Genomic DNA, 19,469 nt, shown 5'->3' with positions numbered 1-19,469 from the left:
TCAGATATTTATTCTCTGAAACAAAACAGCAGACATCAGAGAACTGTTCATCCCGATAATAAAAAGATAAAAATGATAATAAGCAGTAAACAATAGTCATCCCAATGAATATTATTCACCAAATGGATGTATATTGTTTTAACGAAAGAGTGGATCGACACCCCCGCCTGTTATATATTCAGAATAGATTAATTTTCAATGTAGTTTTTCGAACACATGGATGGTTTCGAGAAGACATGACAGAGGTTTTGTCATGTATATATTTTGTAAAAATAAAGGACTTCATCATGGCTAACCTTTACAACCTCAAACGATTTGATCTTAACCTACTCATCATTTTTGAGTGCATATATCAGAACCTGAGTATTAGCAAAGCGGCGCAAACCTTATTTATCACCCCGTCCGCGGTCAGTCAGTCGTTGCAGCGCCTACGCGTCCAGTTAGACGACCCCCTATTTGTTCGTTCCGGGAAAGGTATTTCCCCAACCACCGTGGCGGAAAATTTACATCTCCATCTGGAAGAGAACCTGAATAGTATTGAAAAAACAATTAACATTATGGGGAAAACCGATCTCAAAAAGCGTTTTGTCGTTTACGGCCCACAGTTTCATGCCTTGCCAAAGCTGACCAACTTTATGAACATCCTTCTTGATGAACCCAATCTTGAGGTGGTTTATCATGACACGGCAGCTGACACGGATGAAATCGAAGAGATTATGAACTACCGCAAAGCTGACGTGGTGTTCACCATGGAGCAATGCCACAACCGAGCGCTGGTGAGCGTGCCGTTTTGTGAATGCCCAGTCGCACTGGTGTGCCGTAAAGATCATCCCCGTTTAGGCGATACTGCAACGCTAGAAGAGCTTGAGAAGGAAAGGTTTACTCTATTTCAAACCCGCGAGCATCAGGTCAAAGAATTTCAGAAGGCCCCCAATACCGTACGTTTAGCCGAAAGAGATTTTGCATTCACCTCACCCTCGCTAATGACTATTTTCAACGTCATTCATCAGAGTGATTTAGCAGGCTTAGTTCCTAAACTAATTTATGATTTATTAAAAGACACCTTAGGATTAAAGGAAATATCGAGTCCTTTACCACTGCCAACGTTTACGTTGTACATGGTTTACAGTCGTGCATCGATGAGCTCCCCTTTCTTTGCCGATATTATCAGGAAGGTTAAACACAATAATTTCATTCATGAAATGGATGAAATTTAATAATTCATAAACAGATTATATACATTATCTTATTTATTACTTCTCATAATAGCGTACTATAATCAGCACCTTTTTAGACATCATCGCCATAAAGGATTGCTGATTTATGTCAATCGTCAAACTCCCCTTACCTCTCTCCGTACTGGAGGCAAGTCGGGAACGGATAAGCTGGACGCTGAATAATTTACCCCGCGTTTGTATCTCTTTTTCCGGCGGGAAAGATTCAACGGTCATGCTGCATTTAGCCGCGGAACTGGCACGTCAATCAGGGAAAAAATTTAGCGTGCTGTTTATTGATTGGGAAGCGCAGTTCTCCTATACCATCAATCATTGTGAGAAATTGCGCAGACGGTATAGCGACGTCATTGAGACCTTTTATTGGGTTGCTCTACCGCTGACCACCCAAAATTCGCTGACCCAATTTAACCCCGAGTGGCAGTGCTGGGAGCCGGGGGCAAAATGGGTCAGACAACCGCCTGAAGATGCGATTACCGACCCCAATTTTTTCTCATTTTATGAACCGGGTATGACCTTCGAACTGTTTGTGCAGAAATTTGCCGACTGGTTTTCGCAGCAGCGCCCTGCCGCCGTGATGGTTGGTATTCGCGCCGACGAATCTTACAACCGCTTTTTGACCATAGCCTCGCAGCGCAAGCGCCGTTTCGCCGACGATATGCCCTGGACGACCGTCGCGCCGGGAAATCATGCCTGGTATGTCTATCCGATCTATGACTGGAAAACGGCAGATGTCTGGACCTGGTTTGCCAAAAGTAAGCTGCCCTACAATCCACTCTATGACCTGATGTATCAGGCGGGCGTGCCGCTGCGCTACATGCGTATATGTGAACCCTTTGGCCCGGAGCAGCGACAGGGGCTGTGGCTCTATCACGTCCTTGAGCCTGAACGCTGGGCCGCAATGTGCCAGCGGGTGAGCGGCGCGCACAGCGGCGGGATCTATGCTGGGCAGGATAACCAGTTCTACGGTCATCGCAAAATCGAAAAGCCGCAGCATCACAGCTGGCGCAGTTACGCCCATTTCCTGCTGTACAGCATGCCGGAAGCCACCGCCGACCACTATCGCAATAAAATCGCCGTCTATCTGCACTGGTACCAAAAACAGGGATGGGAAGATATCCCTGACAGTCAGGAAAAAGATCTCGGTTCTAAAGACATTCCGTCGTGGCGACGAATCTGCAAAGTCTTATTAAACAATGATTACTGGTGCCGGATGCTCTCTTTCAGCCCAACAAAAGCCAGCCACTACCAACGGTATCGCGCGCGCATGGAACAGAAGCGTCAACAATGGGGATTACTATGCAACAAAAACTGATTGCACAGCTGCAAGGCTATCTAAAAACCTTATCGGATGATGCGAAAATCGACGCGATTAACCAGTTTCGACAGGCCTTACACGAGGAAAGCCCGTTTCGCGACCAGCCGATTGACTGCGTACTGTGGGTAAAAGAAGAGCAGGTTTCACCGAATGACTACAACCCGAACAATATGGCCCCGCCAGAAAAGCGGCTGCTCACCAAATCACTGGAAGCCGACGGTTTTACTCAACCGATTGTGGTGATTGCGAAAAACAGCAACGCCTACGAGATTGTCGATGGTTTCCACCGCCATCTGCTGTCGCAGTCAAAAGCCGCGCTGAAAAAACGCTTCCACGGCTATCTGCCGATTACCCAGCTAGAAAATAGCGACCATTCGCAACCCTCACGGATGGCGGCCACCATTCGCCATAATCGCGCGCGCGGTCGCCACCAGATAGGCGCAATGTCCGATATCGTGCGTGAGCTAAGCCAGCTTGGCTGGGATGACGAGAAAATCGGTCAGGAACTGGGCATGGATGCCGATGAAATTCTGCGTCTTAAGCAGATTAATGGCCTGTGCGAACTATTTGGCAATCGCCAGTACTCACAGGCCTGGACGGTCAAATAGCTACAGACGGCACAGACGCTCGGCGGCGGTCAGCAGCGTCGCTTCCTGCTTGGCAAAGCATAGGCGAATCAGCTTATACGGGAACGGCGCCGCACAGAAGACCGACAGCGGGATCGCCGCCACGCCCACTTCGGTGGTCAGCCACTGGCAAAAGCTCACGTCATCCAGCTCGGAAATGGCGCTGTAGTCCGCTAGCAGGAAGTAGGTGCCTTCGCAGGGCAGCAGCTTCAGTCGGCTTTGGCTTAGCGCATCGATAAACAGGTCACGGCGCGCCCGATAAAAATCAGGCAACTGGCGGTAGTGCTCAGGTTCAGCACGCAGCATATCCGCCAGCGCCAGCTGTGCCGGGGTATTGACGGCAAAGGTCAGATATTGATGCACCTTCCGCAGCTCGGCGCTTATCGGCGCGGGCGCGACGCAGTACCCCACCTTCCAGCCGGTCATATGATAGGTTTTGCCAAACGATGAGACCGCCACCGCCCGCTCACGAAGCTGCGGATGCGCCAGCACGCTGGCGTGCCCGGCTTCGCTAAAGCAGATATGTTCATACACTTCATCGCTGAGCACGTAGATTTCTCGCTCAGCAATGACCTGCCATAGCGCCTCAAAATCGGCCGCCTGCCATACGGTGGCGGAAGGGTTATGCGGGGTGTTGAGAATAACCAGCCGGGTTTTATCACTAAGCATGTCGGCAAATGCCTGCCAGTCGACACGGAAGTGCGGCGGCTGCAACGCGATACGCTTCACGATGCCGCCGGAGAGTTCGACCGCCGGTGCATAGCTGTCATAGCTTGGATCGAAGCAGATAACCTCATCGCCTTTGCGCACCAGGGCAGTAATCGCCGCGTACAGCGCTTCGGTTGCCCCGGCCGTGACCGTAATATCGCTATTCACATCCGGCGAATGGCCGTACAGCGCCTGCGTTTTTTCGGCAATCGCTTCACGCAGCGCCAGCGCGCCGGCCATCGGCGCATATTGGTTTGCGCCCGCGGCGACATGATGCGCCAGCCGCGCCTGAAGATAAGACGGGCCGTCAAAATCAGGGAACCCCTGCGAAAGGTTAATCGCCTGGTGCTGCTGCGCCAGCGCGCTCATCTGAGTGAAAATAGTGGTGCCGAGATGGGGTAACTTGCTCTGTGGGATGAGTTGCTTATTCGTCATTCTGCGTCTGCCGCTCGTGATGCCAAAGTTAACATCAATATAACACGGCGAATGGGTTTGGCAATCGAGACGTTTAGATGTCTAAATAAACATTAACAGCATTTTGCGCCGCCCTTGCCACCGTAGCGCGCGTCCTGACGGTCGCGGAAAAATTCTTCATAGGTCATCGGCGTCTGGTCCGGGTGCGTGATGCGCATGTGTTCAACATAATTGTCGTAGTCCGGCACGCCAATCATCATTTTGGCAGCCTGACCGAGGTATTTTCCGGCTTTCGAAAGCGTATCAAACATCGTTTTATCCTTTGGGTAATCCCGGCGTCGCTACGCTCGGCCGGGCTACAACATCATCAAACTACGCGCAAATGAGATTAATGCGCGCGTTTCGCCTGTGCGACCAGATTCTCCGCATCCGCCGGCATCGGCTCATACGGGGTCTCTTTCGCCGTCGGTTTGTCCTCTTTCAATGCCGCCAGCGCGGTTTTAAGGGAGAACAGCGCCAGCACCACGACCACCACCATAAAGAAGATGGTCAGGCCGGCATCAAGACGGTTGTTAAACACCAGTTGCGCCAGCTGCGATTCAGTGTACTGCGGCGGAATATTGCCGCTGTCGATCATCGCTTGGAACTTGTTGGCAATCGCCAGGAAGCCCACGCGGGTATCTTCGCTGAACGACTTCTGCCAGCCCGCCACCAGCGTACACACCAGCAGCCACGAGGTTGGTACCAGCGCAACCCACGCGTAGCGCTGACGTTTCATCTTAAACAGTACCACCGCGCACAGCATCAGCGCCATACCCGCCAGCATCTGGTTAGCAATACCGAACAGTGGCCACAGGGTGTTAATGCCGCCCAGCGGGTCAACCACCCCTTGGTGCAGGAAGTAGCCCCAGGCCAGCACGCAGAGCGCCGTGGCCAGCAGGTTAGCGGGCAGAGAATCCGTACGTTTAAGCCCTGGATTGATAACACCCAGCAGGTCTTGCAGCATAAAGCGCGCCGCACGGGTACCTGCATCCACCGCCGTCAGAATAAACAGCGCTTCAAACAGAATGGCAAAGTGATACCAGAACGATACATCCATCAGGCCGCCCAGCGCCCCGTGAAGGATATAGGCCATCCCCACCGCCAGCGTCGGCGCACCGCCCGCACGAGAAATAATCGACTGTTCGCCGACTTCGTTGGCAATCTGATGCAGCAGGTCCGGCGTCACCGCAAAGCCCCAACTGCTGACGACCTGTGCCGCAGAAGCCACCACGTCGACGGTACCGGCTGGTGCCAGCATCGCCATTGGGCTGTTCATCGCAAAGTAAACGCCCGGATCGATAATACAGGCAGAAACCAGCGCCATAATGGCGACGAAGGATTCCATCAGCATACCGCCGTAGCCGATAAAACAGGCCTGATTTTCGTTCGCCAGCATCTTCGGCGTAGTGCCGGAGGCAATCAGCGCGTGGAAACCAGAAACCGCGCCGCAGGCGATGGTGATAAACAGGAACGGGAACAGATCGCCGGTCCACACCGGGCCGGTACCATCAATGAATTTGGTCAGCGCTGGCATCGTCAGCGTTGGACGCATAATCAGAATACCAATCGCCAGCCCGACGATGGTGCCAATTTTCAGGAAGGTAGAAAGGTAGTCGCGCGGTGCCAGCAGCAGCCATACCGGCAGCACAGACGCCACAAAGCCGTAGCCCACCAGCATCCAGGTCAGTTGTACGCCGGTATAATCAAACCACGGCGCCCAGGTTTCGCTTGCCGCTACCCAGCCGCCGGAAATAATGGCAAACACCAGCAGCACCAGACCAATAACCGACACCTCGCCAATGCGTCCCGGACGCAGATAGCGAATATAAATGCCCATAAACAGCGCCAGCGGAATGGTAAAGGCAACGGTATAGGTTCCCCACGGGCTGTGGGTCAACGCTTTCACTACGATCATCGCCAGCACCGCCAGAATGATCACCATGATCATAAAGGTCGCCACCAGCGCAATCACGCCAGCAACCGGCCCCATCTCCTCTTTCACCAATTCGCCCAGCGAACGGCCATCGCGACGGGTAGAAACAAACAGCACCATAAAGTCCTGGACCGCGCCGGCCAGCACCACCCCGGCTAACAGCCAGAGCATGCCAGGCAGATAGCCCATTTGCGCCGCCAGCACCGGCCCTACCAGCGGGCCCGCCCCGGCAATCGCCGCAAAGTGGTGACCGAACAGTACTTTTTTGTCCGTTGGTACGTAATCCAGACCGTCGTTATGACGCACGGCAGGCGTCATGCGCGTCGGGTCAACCTGCAGCACCTTTTTCGCAATATAGAGGCCGTAAAAACGGTAGGCGATGAGATAAACGCAGACCGACGCCACGACGATCCACAGCGCGTTTATCTGTTCACCACGGTTAAGGGCGATGTAGCCCAGGGCAAACGCTCCGACAATGGAGAGTAACGCCCATATAAGGTATTTCCCTGAATTGTTCATAGTTATTGTCCGTATCAGTAGCAGAGGATGTTACATTTTGTGTCCATAGCAAGCACACTTGATTTAACAACCTTGAAACGAATATGAACAGGAACAACACCTGACATTTACATCACATTGTTAACGGGATCACTTAAGTCAGAAAAACAGATGAGAGAGGGTGGAAGAAATTGAGAGATTCCCGGCGGCGCTTCGCTTAGCCGGGCGACCACTGAATTGTAGCCCGGCCAAGCGAAGCGCCGCCGGGATCGGGCACAAAACCTAACCGAGCACCGCCGTCCCTAACCGGCAGGTACAGCAGCGTCGCCCCTGCTCGTCAAAAACAACAATCTCCCAGCTCTGGCTTTGACGCCCGAGGTGCAGCGGCTGGCACACCGCGCGCACCTGCCCTTGAGAAACCGGGCGGTGGTGCGACGCATTCAGTTCGGTGCCCACCACGCACTGCCCCTCGCGGGTCATCAGAAAACCAGCCATCGAGCCCAGCGTCTCCGCCAGCGCCGCCGATGCGCCGCCGTGCAGCAGGCCAAACGGTTGATGGGTGCGGCTGTCCACCGGCATCACCGCTTCCAGACTGTCGTCGCCGATATGGGTATACACGATCCCCAGATGCGCCACCATGGTGTTTTCACTGGTGGCGTTCAGCTCATCAAGGGTTAAATGACGTTTCCAGATCATCTTACGCTCCCAGCGTTGAGCCGCCGTCCACCACGATATCCTGCAGCGTGATATGGCTGGCGCTGCTCGATGCAAGGAACAGAATGGTGTTAGCAATCTCCTGCGGACGGGCAATTTTGCCCAATGGAATGCCGAGCTTAAACTGCTCGCCAAAGCCGCGAATGCGCTGCTGTTCAGCATCGTCACTGACCCACAGCACCCGCTGCATATCGGTGTCGGTCGACCCCGGAGAAACGATGTTACAGCGCACGCCCGCGCTGGAAAGCTCCAGCCCGACGGTCAGCGCCAGGCTTTTTAGCGCCGCCTTCGACGCGCCATAGGCGCTCATGCCGATACGCGGCGTATGCGCCGCATCGGACGCGACGGTAACAATCGCCCCGCCCCGCTGACGACGGAACTGCGCCATCGTCTGCTGGAACAGGTTAAAGGCACCGCCAACGTTAACGGCAAAGGTCTGCTGCCAGTCTTCCAGGCTTAATGCATCGGTTGCGCCCATCCGCAAAATCCCGGCCGCGTTGACCAGCACATCCAGCCGTTCGGTGGCGGCGAGCAGACGCTCACACACCTGCGCCACCTGCTGGGCATCCGCCACGTTCAGCACTTCGGTGGTGAACGGATAATGCTCGCCATCAAACGCCAGGTCGAAGCCTGTCACCTTCGCGCCGGCTTCCACAAACGCCAGCGCGGTAGCGTGACCGATACCTTTCCCGGCCCCGGTCACCCACACGGTCTGACCGTTAAAATCGAACCCGGCCATTACTTCACCTCGCGGGAGAGCAGCGCCCACCAGGCATCGATGCTTGGATTTTTTGCCAGCATCACGAAGTCGATATCGCCGTGCGTCTTACGCCAGCGTGCCGCCAGCGCCATCATGCGTACGGAGTCGAGACCGTAATCAATCAGGTTATCATCGTCGAGCGGTTCGTCAGACTCATCCAGCAGCGGCAGCACCAGCGCACGCAACGCCTCTTTACTGGTTGGGATGGACGGCAGCAGTTCATCGGTCATCACCACGCGCCCGCTACGACCGGCAACGTATTTCAGCGACATCAGGTGCTCGTCGCGGCTGAAATCCGCCAGCGCGTCGGCGACAAAGAACGGCTTAATATCGCGCATAAAGGCGTCGGTGGCGGTGGTCATGCAGCCAATGTGCGCATAGACACCGGTGATAATCAGCTGATTACGCCCGGTCTCTTTCAGCATCTGCTCCAGCGGCGAGCGGTGGAATGCGCTGTAGCGCCACTTCACCAGCACGGTATCCTGCGTATCCGGCGCCAGCGCCGCAATCACCCGCTGCTGCTCCGGCGAGCGAGTCAGCCCCGGCCCCCACATATCGTTCAGCAACGCACGATCTTCATCGCTCTGCTCTTTCGGCTGCGCGGTGTAGTAAACCGGAATATCGTTTTTCTTACAGAAGTCACGCAGCGCAGCAATGTTCGCCACCACGGTCTCCATCATTTCGCTGTCCTCGCCCCAGAAGTTGAGGAAATACTCCTGCATATCGTGGATCAGCAGCGCGGCGCGCGACGGCTCAAACGCCCAGTTGACCTTGTTCTCGGGAAGTTCCAGCGCGGTTGGCAGCGCGTAGCCCTGTAATTTTGGAATCGCCATGTTGTTCTCTCCTTCAGCCCTGCGAGCGGCTCGCCAGCCACTGGCGTAATTGTTTTTTATCGACTTTCCCGACATGAGTCAGCGGCAGTTCATCTACACACTCGACGCGGTCAGGCAGTTTAAATTCGGCCACGCCCTGCTCGCGCAGGAAACGGCGGACAGCCACGGCACGCAGCGGTTCTTTCACCACCAGATAGGCGCAACTTTTCTCACCAAGCAGGCTGTCTTCCATGCTGACCAACGCTGCGTAGACCACCGCCTCATGGCGCAGCAGCAGGTTTTCAATCTCTTCAGCGGCAATCTTCTCGCCGCCACGGTTAATCTGATCTTTCTCACGCCCTTCAACGGTGATGTAACCGTCTTCGTCGATGGAAATAAGATCGCCCGAGCAGTAAAAGCCGTCGGCATCAAAGGCGCTGCCGTTATGCTGCGGGCTCTTGTAGTAACCGCGGAAGGTGTATGGGCCACGGGTCATCAGTCGGCCAACTTCGCCTCGCGGCAGTGGGTTACCGTCGGCATCCGCCACCCACACTTCGTCGTCCGGGCACATCGGGTAGCCTTGGGTGTTGAGGATCTTGTCTTCTGAATCGTCCAGACGGGTGTAGTTCACCAGCCCTTCCGCCATGCCGAAGACCTGCTGCAGCTGGCAGCCGATCTCCGCCGGAATACGCGCCGCCAGGGTCGCAGAAAGACGCGCACCGCCCACCTGTAACAGCGTCAGCGAACGTAGCTGGGCGTTGCTGCCCCACTCGGTAATTGCCTGCAACCACAGGCTAACCGCGGGTGGCACCAGCGCCGCGACGTTAACCTGATGCTTTTCAATCAGCGGGAAGCAGAGCGTGGCGCTTGGGTCCGCCGCTAGCACTACCGTCCCTTGCGCCAGGAAGACACCCAGCGCGCCTGGCGAGCTCATGGCATAGTTGTGCGCCGACGGAATCGCACACAGATAGCGCGTCTGCGCATCAAAGCGGCAAATCTCATTACTGCGGCGAATGCTGTAGTAATAGTCGTTGTGGGTGCGGGGGATAAGCTTCGGCGTGCCGGTACTGCCGCCGGAGAGCTGAAAAAAGGCCACTTCGTCAGCAGCGGTTGGCGTTGGGGTAAAGTCGACTGCCGGGCGAGCAATCGCCGCCTCCAGCGCGTGTTCCCCCTCGCCTTTGCGCAGTAGCACCATTCGCAGGGAGCGATGCTGTTCGCAAAACGCGTTGAGGAAACTATCGTCCCCAAACAGCGTATGCGAACGGTCGGCAATCAGTGCCGCCGGGGCAATCTGCTCGGCGTAGGCATTCAGCTCGCTGCGCTGATGGCTGAACAGCGCGTTCACCGGCGCGACGCCAAGTTTCAGCAACGCAAACAGCGTAATGTAAAACTCAGCGATATTGCCCAACTGCACCAGCGCGGTTTCTCCACGCTTCAGCCCTTTACGCTGCAGCGAGGCCGCCAGGTTATCGACGTAGATATTCAGTTGCTGATAGCTAATCTGATGGTCGCCATCAATCACCGCAATTGCGTCGCGGCCTGCGTGGCGGGTCAGCATTTCAGTGAGCGGCAGATCCTGCCAGTAGCCTTTTTCACGGTAGCGCGCCGCCAGCGCGTCCGGCCAGCGGGTAAATTCCACGGTCATTCTGATTCCTTAATGCAGGCCGAAAACGTTCAGCATGGTAGATAGCTTGACGCCGGTTTCGCGCCACTCGGACTCCGGCGATGAAGCAGGCACAATGCCCGCCCCGGCAAACAGGCGCACGCTATTGGCTTTGACGCGCGCGCAGCGGATAGTCACCACCCACTCGCCGTTACCTTCGGCGTCACACCAGCCGACGATGCCACCGAACAGGTCGCGCTCGAACGGCTCCAGCTCGGCAATCAGCTGTTTCGCCGCCTGATGCGGGAAACCGCTCAGCGCGGGCGTTGGGTGCAGCAGGCAGGCAAGCGTCAGCGCGTTTTCTTCCGCTTTGGCCTGGCCTTCAATTGGCGTAGCGAGGTGCCACAGGGTGGGTGTGGTGACCAACTGCGGGGTGCTCGGCAGCGAGAGCTGCAGGCTGCGCGGCGCCAGCGTTTTTTTCATCGACTGGGTCACCAGCTCATGCTCGTGACGGTCTTTTTCCGAAGCCAGCAGGCGGTTGCCCGCTTCGCGATCCAGCATGTCGTCCGGCTGACGACGCGCGGAACCGGCCAGCGGCAGCGAATGGAACAGCGAACCCTCTTTACGCAACAGCAGCTCAGGGCTGGCGCCCAGCAGCACGCCGCCGTCCGGCAGCGGCACGTGGAAGTTAAAGCTCGCCGGGTTTTGCGCCACCAGACGCTCCAGCAGCGCGCCGCTGTCCAGCGTCTGCTCGGCTTCAATATCAATCAGGCGGGAAAGCACCACTTTATTAACCTGCGGGGTCGCGGTCAGCGCCGCCGCGCGGGCCACCATATCGAGGAACACCGGGCTTTCGGGGATTTCGCGGCGCGCCACCACCGCCAGCGGATCGCGCGAGGCGTGATAGCGGGAAGCGTGTTGTTTTGCGGTACGCGAAAACGCGTCACAGCGTTCAGGGATATACAGCGCGGAAGGCTGCGTGGTGTCAAACGGGATGGCACCGACCATCACCGGATTGGCAATCCCGGCGGCTTTGGCCGCGGCAAACGCCGAGGCTAGCCCCTGCTGGAATGCGCTATCTGGCGCATCACCGCCTTCAGCCGGGCAGGTGAAGCGCTGAAAGCAGCCCGAGGTGGTAAAACTACGGAACGGCGACATAAAGAAAAAGCTATCGGCCGAGAGCGTAGCCTGATGGTGTTGTTCTTGTGTATCCGCAGCAAGTGACGTTTCCATATCATCCTCCAAAAACGATAAAGATATTACGAATAATTATCATTTATATTTTGGTTGGGTAACCTAAAAGTAAACGCCCCGTATGTCAACAGCGCTAAGCAGCATCTTGTGCTTAATAAAAAGCGCGTAGCCCTGATATTGCCCTGCCCCGGCGATGGAAGAGGGCTTGCATCCAGCGCGAACAATAGTTGAAAATGAGAAGCATTAACCAATGACAATCAGGACGCATATCCGTGAACTTCTCCGCTTTATGGCGCACCGTGGCGCTCATCGCAGGTTTCAGTGTTTTAGGAATATCCTCAACCCAGGCCGCCGAATGGCCGCGCCAGATTAGCGACAGTCACGGCGTTCACACACTAGAACAAAAGCCGACGCGCATCGTCTCCACCAGCGTCACCCTCACCGGCTCTCTGCTGGCGATTGATGCGCCGGTGATTGCCAGCGGCGCTACCACACCCAATAATCGCGTGGCCGATGCCCAGGGTTTTCTGCGCCAGTGGGGTGACGTGGCGAAAGCGCGGCGGGTTTCCCGCCTTTATATCGGCGAACCGAGCGCCGAGGCCGTCGCCGCGCAGTTGCCAGATCTAATCCTGATTAGCGCCACCGGCGGTGACTCCGCGCTGGCGCTGTACGACCAACTCTCCACCATCGCCCCAACGCTTATCGTTAACTACGACGATAAAAGCTGGCAGGCGCTGTTGACTCAGCTCGGTACTATCACCGGGCACGAGAAGCAGGCTACGGCGCGTATTGCCGAGTTTGATAAGCAACTGGCGACGGTGAAACAGCAGATGAAGCTGCCACCGCAACCGGTGAGCGCACTGGTTTATACCGCCGCCGCACATAGCGCCAACCTGTGGACCAGCGAATCCGCGCAGGGGCAGTTCCTCTCCCAGCTCGGCTTTACCCTCGCCACGCTGCCGGAAGGCCTGCACGCCAGCCAAAGCCAGGGCAAGCGTCACGACATCATCCAGCTTGGCGGCGAAAATCTGGCGACCAGTCTGAACGGCAACAGCCTGTTCCTGTTCGCCGGTGACCAGAAAGACGTGGACGCGATTTACGCCAACCCACTGCTGGCGCACCTGCCGGCGGTGAAAGAGAAACAGGTTTACGCGTTAGGTACCGAGACATTCCGCCTCGACTATTACAGCGCAACGCGCGTGTTAGCGCGGCTGTCGGCGCTGTTTGGTTAATCGCCGAGCCAGTCCCCGCGGCGCTTCGCTTGGCCGGGCTACAGGAAACGTGTAGCCCGGACGAGGCGGTTACGCCGACTCCGGGAGGTCGCGCCGGAACCGCCGCAGTTCGCCCAGCACCAGCAGTAAAATCCCGCCCATGATCGCCAGCCCCCAACCGCTGACGCTTGCCGACGCCACCGGGGTCAACATCGCCCCCAGTCCGCCGAGCAGCGCCGCACCGATGGCATCACCGGTCACGTTCTGCGCCGTCCACAGCCCGTTAATACGCCCGAGCATGGCTTCCGGCGTCTGGGTCTGAATCAACGTATATTGCAGCAGCGAACTGATAGCACTCAGCCAGCCAAACAGCGCCAGACAGACCATCCCTAGCGCCCAATGCGGCATCATGGCAAACAGACCGATTGCCACAAACGCCCCGACCGTCGCCAGCAGCATCACCCAGCCCGGACGCTCGTTCTGCGCCAGCCGTCCGCTAGTTAACGCACCAAAAGCCGCCCCCAGCGGGATTGCCGCATACAGCAGGCCAATCTGTGCTGCTGACATCTGCCAGCCCTGCGCCAGCGCGGGATAGAGCACGCGCACGGCGCTGGCCATCGTCACCAGTCCGCCCAGCAGCGCAATGCCGCCAATCAGCGGGCTACCGAGCAGAAAACGGAACCCGGCCACCAATGAAGTGAACGGATGTTCGCGCTTCTGCGGCGGCGGCGGTAGTTGCGGTAAACGCAGCAGCGTTAATGTGGTAATAAAGGTGCCCAGCGCTGCCAGCAGGTAGTTCCACGATACGCCGCCGGAAGCCAGCAGCAGGCCGCCGACCATCGGCGAAATCACCGACCCCAGGCGCACCGTCAGCATGGTGATCGCCCCGGCCTGCATCAGATTCTCACGCCCAACCAGCGCAGGCGTCGCCGCCAGCAGCGCCGTCACGCCCAGCGAAGCAAAGAAGCCATCCCATAATCCCAGCAGATAAATCGCCACCAGCGACGGCTCCGGCAGCAGCGCGTTTAGCCACAGGCCGATAAACCCAATACCGCAGGTGCCACGCGCCAGCAGAATCAGTTTGCGGCGCTCGTAGCGGTCAGCCAGCACGCCGCCAACCATCAGCCCGACGAACATCGCCCCGCCGGTCAACGTGACCGAAAGTCCCACCTGCCAGGTGGAGTGGGTCATCATCTGGATTTGAACAGGTACCGCTACGCCGAGCAGGCCAAGCGAAAGAATGGAGATAAAGCGAGCAATAAAGACGGCGCGAAAGGCCGGATGCGTTTTTAGCAGGCTCAGATTCAGCAGCCAGGATTGTCGATTCATTACAAAACCTTGAACGTTTTTTCTTACCCTTTCCGAGGGCGCTCATGCTAACATAAGCGAATAAGATAGATAACGATAATTACTATCATTATCAAATCAGGGATGTCGCCATGTCGTTTTCCACCCCGGTGCTGCGCGCCCTTGCGCTGCCTGGATTGTTGATACTGCTGTTTCTCGCCGCCACGCTCAGTTTATTGATTGGTGCCAAACCGCTCCCGGTTCACGTCGTTATCGACGCGCTTAGCGGCACCTGCCAGAGCGCCGACTGCACCATTGTGCTCGATGCCCGACTGCCGCGAACGCTGGCCGGTCTGCTCGCCGGTGGCGCGCTGGGGCTTGCCGGGGCGCTGATGCAAACCCTCACCCGCAACCCGCTCGCCGATCCCGGCATTCTTGGCGTTAACGCCGGAGCCAGCTTTGCCATCGTGTTAGGCGCGGCGCTGCTTGGCATCACCTCGCCGCAGGAACAGCTGGTGATGGCCTTTTGCGGCGCGCTGGTGGCCTCATTAATCGTTGCCTTTACCGGTAGCCAGGGCGGCGGTCAGCTTAGCCCGGTACGCTTAACGTTGGCAGGCGTGGCGCTCGCCGCCGTACTGGAAGGTTTCTCCAGCGGTATCGCCCTGCTCAATCAGGATGTCTACGATCAACTGCGCTTCTGGCAGGCAGGGTCACTGGATATTCGCACCCTGCAAACCCTGAAAACGGTGCTGCTCCCGGTGTTGATTGCCGGAGCCATCGCGCTGATGATGAGCCGTTCGCTTAACAGCCTGAGCCTCGGGGCCGACACCGCCACCGCGCTGGGCAATAAAGTGGCGCGCACGCAAATCATGGGGTTACTGGTGATCACTGTTCTGTGCGCCAGCGCGACCTCGGTGGTAGGCCCTATCGCCTTTATCGGCCTGATGATGCCGCACATTGCGCGCTGGCTGGTCGGTTCAGATCACCGCTGGTCGCTGCCGGTCACCCTGCTCGCCACGCCGTCGTTGCTGCTGTTTGCCGATATTATTGGTCGCCTGCTGGTGCCCGGCGAACTGCGCGTATCGGTGGTCAGCGCCTTTATCGGCGCACCGGTGCTGATTTTCCTCGTCCGCCGTAAATCGAACGGAGGTGGCCGATGAACGCCCCTTCTCGCCGTCTGGTCGCCAGCTGTCTGCTGCTGGTCGCCGCATGCCTGGTGCTCACGCTGCTGAGTCTGCGCAGTGGTGCGGTCACGCTGGAATTTTCACAGATATTCGCCGCCCTGTTCGGTGATGCGCCGCGTGCCATCACCCTGGTGGTTACCGAATGGCGTCTGCCGCGCGTGCTGATGGCGCTGTTGATTGGCGCCGCGCTCGGCGTCAGCGGCGCAATTTTCCAGTCGCTGATGCGCAACCCGCTGGGCAGCCCGGACGTGATGGGCTTTAACACCGGCGCGTGGAGCGGCGTGCTGGTGGCGCTGGTCTTCTTCGGCCAAAACCTTACGACTATCACCCTCGCCGCCATGGCAGGCGGCATCGCCACCTCGCTTATCGTGTGGGCGCTAGCGTGGCGCGACGGTATCGAAACCTTCCGGCTGATTATTATCGGCATCGGCATCCGCGCGATGCTGATGGCCTTCAACACCTGGCTGCTGCTGCGCGCGTCGCTGGAGACCGCCGTCTCCGCCGGGCTATGGTTTGCCGGTTCGCTTAACGGCCTGACGTGGGCCAAAATCTGGCCTGCCGCACCAATGATGGTTGTCGCCCTCGCCTGCTCGGCGCTGCTGGTGCGCCGTCTTCGCCTGTTAGAAATGGGCGACGACAGCGCCTGTGCGCTGGGGGTTCGCGTCGAAGTTTCCCGACTGCTGCTGATGCTGGTCGCCGTGGTGCTGACCGCCGCCGCCACCGCGCTGGCCGGGCCGATTTCCTTTATTGCGCTGGTCGCGCCGCACATCGCCCGCCGCCTCAGCGGCACCGCGCGCTGGGGGCTGACCCAGGCGGCGCTCTGCGGCGCGCTGCTGCTGGCCGCCGCCGACTATTGCGCCCAGCAGCTGTTCTTGCCTTACCAGCTTCAGGTGGGCGTCGTCACCGTTAGCCTTGGCGGTATCTACCTCATCGTGCTGCTTATTCAGGAGTCTCGTAAAAAATGACCGACACCGTCGCTCGCCTGCGCGGCGAGGCGTTAACCCTTGCCTACGGGAAAAAGACCATCGCCGAGTCGCTGAACGTCACCATTCCTGACGGCCATTTCACCGCCATTATTGGCCCTAACGGCTGCGGGAAATCGACCCTGCTGCGCACGCTTAGCCGCCTGATGACGCCGGTTCACGGCCACGTCTATCTCGACGGTGAAGAGATTCAGCGCTACGCCAGTAAAGAGGTGGCGCGTCGCGTCGGCCTGCTGGCGCAGAACGCCACGACGCCGGGTGATATTTCAGTACAGGAGCTGGTTGCGCGCGGGCGTTATCCACATCAGCCGCTGTTTACCCGCTGGCGGCAGGAAGATGAGGACGCGGTGCAGCGTGCAATGAAGGCCACCGGCATTGTTAATCTCGCAGGTCAGAGCGTGGATACCCTCTCCGGCGGCCAACGTCAGCGCGCATGGATTGCGATGGTGCTGGCGCAGGACACGTCGATTATGCTGCTTGACGAGCCAACGACCTGGCTTGATATCAGCCATCAGATTGATCTGCTGGAACTGTTAAGCGAACTGAACCGCGAGCGCGGCTATACGCTCGCCGCCGTGCTGCACGATTTAAATCAGGCGTGCCGCTACGCGACGCACCTGATTGCCTTGCGCGATGGGAAGATTGTGGCAGAAGGCGCGCCGAAAGAGATTGTCACTCCGGCGCTGATTGAAGCGGTGTACGGCCTGCGCTGCATGATTATTGATGACCCGGTGGCGAATACGCCGCTGGTGGTACCGCTCGGGCGAGGCTAAGCGAAGATTTTGCCAGTGGGAGAAGGCTGGCAAAGCGCAACTCAAGGCACGCGGCGAATCTTCTCCAGGTCTTTCAACATCTCTAGCAGTAGCTCGGCCTTTTTCTGCCCATAGCGCGTAAAGATATCTTCATGAATGATCTGTGCTTCCTCAACCGCTTTTTCCGCCACCTCTCGTCCTTTATCCGTTAATAACACGGTATAGGCGCGCAGATCGCTGGCGGATTTGTGTTTTTCTATCCAGCCCATTTCGCTTAAGGCGGAGACAATTCGCGCCATACTGACCTTATGGATACAGCTTAAACGACACAGCTCCACAAACGGAATCTCGGCGTACTCATAGGTAATACGCAGAACGCGCCACTGCTGCTCGGTTATTTTTAGCTTTTGTAACATGGGAGAAAAGTTGGATACCACCGCTTCCCGACCGCGCAAACAGGCTAACGCTAAGGAGTGTTCCGCATATTTAAAATCAAGGTCGTATTTTTTAACGGTCATACTTATTCCGGCACCCAATATACAAGAAAAGAATCATCCTGAATCATAGCATTATGCAATCTCAAAGCAATATGCTTTTCAGCGCCTGAGATCCATCAGCTAACGCCTGTTTATTCATAATAATCTGCCCCACAAATTTCCGCCCCAGCATAAATGCCTTCGCGTCATTAATGGCATCGACGGCAATTAAGACATCGTCATTAAAATACCAAAAACTGGCGTTATTGTCGCTTTTCGATACGCGTGATATAACACAATTATAATCATATGCCAGCCCGGCAATCTGAATTTTCAGGCTTCCTTGATCGGACCAGAACCACGGTTTTGGCTGATATTCCCGCATATTGCCTATAATATCCTGCGCGACAATCTCAGCCTGTTCCAATGCATTTTGCACCGACTCCAGACGAATCATTCGGCCATTAAAGGAAAAACTGCTGCAATCACCGATCGCATAAATATGCTCAGCCGACGTCTGACAGCGGTGATTAACTCTGACTGCTGACAACGCCAGCTCCATACCCGCCTCCTCGGCCAGCACGCTATTAGGTAGCACACCAATTCCCACCACAACGACATCAACATCAACCTGACGGCCGCTCTGCAAATAAAGGCGTTCAACGCACTGCCCTTCAAGCGCATAGTGCGCCACATTTTCATTAGTCAATATCGTGACCTGATTTTCCCGGTGGTAGCGCGTGACATATTCCGCCGTCTCTTCGCAGGCCACGCGCTGTAAGATGCGCGACTCACGCTCCAGCACCACCACGTTCATCCCCTGCCCGCGCGCCACGGCAGCCAGTTCCAGACCGATATAGCCACCGCCGATAATGCACATGGTTTTTTGCGGCTGCATATAGGCCGCCAGCGCCTGGCAGTCATCCAGCCCACGGAAGGTCAGCACATTCTCGCAGTGCATCAGTTCTTCCTGCGGTAAGTGTCGAGGCGTCGCTCCGGTCGCTAGCACCAGCTTATCGTAAGCCACCTGCTGCCCTTGCGCGGTCAGCAGTATTTTATTAGCCGCATCAATGGACTGCACCGATGTATTTAGCTGCACCGCGATTTTCTGCTGTGCGTAATAACCGGTTTCCCTGATCAGTAGATCGTCCATAGAGGCCGACCCCTTGAGGAACTTTTTCGATAATGGTGGACGCTGATACGGATAATAAGCTTCCTCACCAATCAGCGTAATACCGCCGCTAAAGCCCAACTCCCGCAGCTTACAGCCTAACGTTGCCGCCGCCTGCCCGGCGCCAATAATCACCACATTCATACTCTTTTCACTCCTGTCAGCCAGCTATCGTCAAACTCCCCAAACGTCACTTTCACGCGTATCTCATCGATATAGCCCAATTCCAGAAAGCACGACCCCGACAGTAAATCTGCGTCCAACAGTGCCTTCAGCTCATCGGCATACCGCAGCGCCGTTGGTTTATCCATGCGCCAGATAAGCCCAGCCCCGGTTTCGACTGCCCGGACAACCCCAGACCGTTCATGATCGGCGCACCGCGATATCGTGATCGGGCCAGTACTGTGCACTACGCACGATAACTCGCTAAGCGTCACGGGAATTCCATTTTCCGCAAAACGTGAACACACTGCCGCTAGCGCCGGAATATCCGTACGCTCGCCGACAATAAGCAATAGAGGATGAAAGTCGCTGGGTAAATCATGGCAGCG

General features: G+C 56.9%; 19 protein-coding genes. 7 read left to right on the top strand and 12 right to left on the bottom strand.

Features of this window, described 5'->3' with window-relative positions:
- Window positions 1-287 precede the first annotated feature (287 nt).
- From citR to V6944_RS13330, 3 genes are all read left to right on the top strand, one after another.
- A complete protein-coding gene (citR, locus tag V6944_RS13340; RefSeq protein WP_333499315.1) occupies window positions 288-1,217 on the top strand; it encodes a DNA-binding transcriptional repressor CitR in 930 nt (309 codons plus the stop codon).
- A 106-nt stretch (window positions 1,218-1,323) separates the two neighbouring features.
- A complete protein-coding gene (locus V6944_RS13335) occupies window positions 1,324-2,547 on the top strand; it encodes a phosphoadenosine phosphosulfate reductase (RefSeq protein WP_333499314.1) in 1,224 nt (407 codons plus the stop codon).
- Window positions 2,532-3,158, top strand: a complete 627-nt coding sequence (locus tag V6944_RS13330) for an IbrB-like domain-containing protein (RefSeq protein ID WP_333499313.1) — start codon at window positions 2,532-2,534, stop codon at window positions 3,156-3,158. The genes V6944_RS13335 and V6944_RS13330 overlap by 16 nt, the downstream gene beginning before the upstream one ends.
- On the opposite strand, the gene V6944_RS13325 is transcribed toward V6944_RS13330, so the two are convergent.
- The 8 genes from V6944_RS13325 to entC all read right to left on the bottom strand — a co-directional run bounded on the left by V6944_RS13325 (window position 3,159) and on the right by entC (window position 11,893).
- Window positions 3,159-4,319, bottom strand: coding sequence for a pyridoxal phosphate-dependent aminotransferase (locus V6944_RS13325; RefSeq protein ID WP_333499312.1), 1,161 nt, complete (start codon window positions 4,317-4,319; stop codon window positions 3,159-3,161).
- A 92-nt stretch (window positions 4,320-4,411) separates the two neighbouring features.
- Window positions 4,412-4,609 carry a YbdD/YjiX family protein gene (locus tag V6944_RS13320; protein WP_035895883.1) on the bottom strand — a complete coding sequence of 66 codons (198 nt, stop codon included), beginning with the start codon at window positions 4,607-4,609 and terminating at the stop codon, window positions 4,412-4,414.
- Window positions 4,610-4,686: 77 nt separating this feature from the next.
- On the bottom strand, window positions 4,687-6,792 hold the full coding sequence (gene cstA, locus V6944_RS13315) for a pyruvate/proton symporter CstA (RefSeq protein ID WP_333499311.1): 2,106 nt from the start codon (window positions 6,790-6,792) through the stop codon (window positions 4,687-4,689).
- A 261-nt stretch (window positions 6,793-7,053) separates the two neighbouring features.
- Entirely contained in the window at window positions 7,054-7,467 is a 414-nt protein-coding gene (entH, locus tag V6944_RS13310; protein ID WP_185669593.1) for a proofreading thioesterase EntH, read from the bottom strand.
- 1 nt (window position 7,468) lies between these two features.
- A complete protein-coding gene (gene entA / locus V6944_RS13305; RefSeq protein ID WP_333499310.1) occupies window positions 7,469-8,224 on the bottom strand; it encodes a 2,3-dihydro-2,3-dihydroxybenzoate dehydrogenase EntA in 756 nt (251 codons plus the stop codon).
- On the bottom strand, window positions 8,224-9,078 hold the full coding sequence (locus V6944_RS13300; protein ID WP_333499309.1) for an isochorismatase: 855 nt from the start codon (window positions 9,076-9,078) through the stop codon (window positions 8,224-8,226). Before V6944_RS13300 ends, entA begins: the two co-directional genes overlap by 1 nt.
- A 13-nt stretch (window positions 9,079-9,091) precedes the next feature.
- The gene (gene entE / locus V6944_RS13295; protein WP_333499308.1) at window positions 9,092-10,702 is read right to left on the bottom strand and encodes a (2,3-dihydroxybenzoyl)adenylate synthase EntE; all 1,611 of its coding nucleotides are present in this window, start codon (window positions 10,700-10,702) and stop codon (window positions 9,092-9,094) included.
- Window positions 10,703-10,711: 9 nt separating this feature from the next.
- The gene (gene entC, locus V6944_RS13290; RefSeq protein ID WP_333499307.1) at window positions 10,712-11,893 is read right to left on the bottom strand and encodes an isochorismate synthase EntC; all 1,182 of its coding nucleotides are present in this window, start codon (window positions 11,891-11,893) and stop codon (window positions 10,712-10,714) included.
- A 233-nt stretch (window positions 11,894-12,126) separates the two neighbouring features.
- Here entC and fepB point away from each other — a divergent pair, with 233 nt between their 5' ends.
- Complete coding sequence (fepB, locus tag V6944_RS13285; protein ID WP_333499306.1) at window positions 12,127-13,086, top strand: Fe2+-enterobactin ABC transporter substrate-binding protein; 960 nt, start codon at window positions 12,127-12,129, stop codon at window positions 13,084-13,086.
- A 69-nt stretch (window positions 13,087-13,155) separates the two neighbouring features.
- Here the strand turns inward: fepB and entS are convergent, their stop codons facing one another.
- Complete coding sequence (gene entS, locus V6944_RS13280; protein WP_442910741.1) at window positions 13,156-14,394, bottom strand: enterobactin transporter EntS; 1,239 nt, start codon at window positions 14,392-14,394, stop codon at window positions 13,156-13,158.
- Window positions 14,395-14,504: 110 nt separating this feature from the next.
- On the opposite strand from entS, the gene fepD reads away from it, so the two are divergent.
- Genes fepD through fepC form a run of 3 tightly spaced genes read left to right on the top strand, consistent with a single transcriptional unit; the run spans window position 14,505 to window position 17,292 of the window.
- Window positions 14,505-15,512 carry a Fe(3+)-siderophore ABC transporter permease gene (fepD, locus tag V6944_RS13275; RefSeq protein ID WP_333499305.1) on the top strand — a complete coding sequence of 336 codons (1,008 nt, stop codon included), beginning with the start codon at window positions 14,505-14,507 and terminating at the stop codon, window positions 15,510-15,512.
- The gene (fepG, locus tag V6944_RS13270) at window positions 15,509-16,501 is read left to right on the top strand and encodes an iron-enterobactin ABC transporter permease (protein ID WP_333499304.1); all 993 of its coding nucleotides are present in this window, start codon (window positions 15,509-15,511) and stop codon (window positions 16,499-16,501) included. The genes fepD and fepG overlap by 4 nt, the downstream gene beginning before the upstream one ends.
- The gene (gene fepC / locus V6944_RS13265; protein WP_333499303.1) at window positions 16,498-17,292 is read left to right on the top strand and encodes an iron-enterobactin ABC transporter ATP-binding protein; all 795 of its coding nucleotides are present in this window, start codon (window positions 16,498-16,500) and stop codon (window positions 17,290-17,292) included. Before fepG ends, fepC begins: the two co-directional genes overlap by 4 nt.
- Window positions 17,293-17,333: 41 nt before the next feature.
- Here fepC and V6944_RS13260 read toward each other — a convergent pair whose 3' ends face one another.
- The 3 genes from V6944_RS13260 to V6944_RS13250 form a co-directional block, all read right to left on the bottom strand.
- Entirely contained in the window at window positions 17,334-17,789 is a 456-nt protein-coding gene (locus tag V6944_RS13260) for a MarR family transcriptional regulator (protein ID WP_333499302.1), read from the bottom strand.
- A 61-nt stretch (window positions 17,790-17,850) separates the two neighbouring features.
- Window positions 17,851-19,062 carry an NAD(P)/FAD-dependent oxidoreductase gene (locus V6944_RS13255; protein ID WP_333499301.1) on the bottom strand — a complete coding sequence of 404 codons (1,212 nt, stop codon included), beginning with the start codon at window positions 19,060-19,062 and terminating at the stop codon, window positions 17,851-17,853.
- Complete coding sequence (locus V6944_RS13250; RefSeq protein ID WP_333499300.1) at window positions 19,059-19,229, bottom strand: hypothetical protein; 171 nt, start codon at window positions 19,227-19,229, stop codon at window positions 19,059-19,061. The genes V6944_RS13255 and V6944_RS13250 overlap by 4 nt, the downstream gene beginning before the upstream one ends.
- Between the last annotated feature and the right edge of the window lie 240 nt (window positions 19,230-19,469).

It is taken from the genome of Kluyvera sp. CHPC 1.2972 (assembly GCF_036759925.1).
Classification (GTDB): Bacteria; Pseudomonadota; Gammaproteobacteria; order Enterobacterales; family Enterobacteriaceae; genus Kluyvera.
Note: the sequence above shows the minus strand (reverse complement) of the source record. Positions and strands in the feature narration are given on the sequence as shown.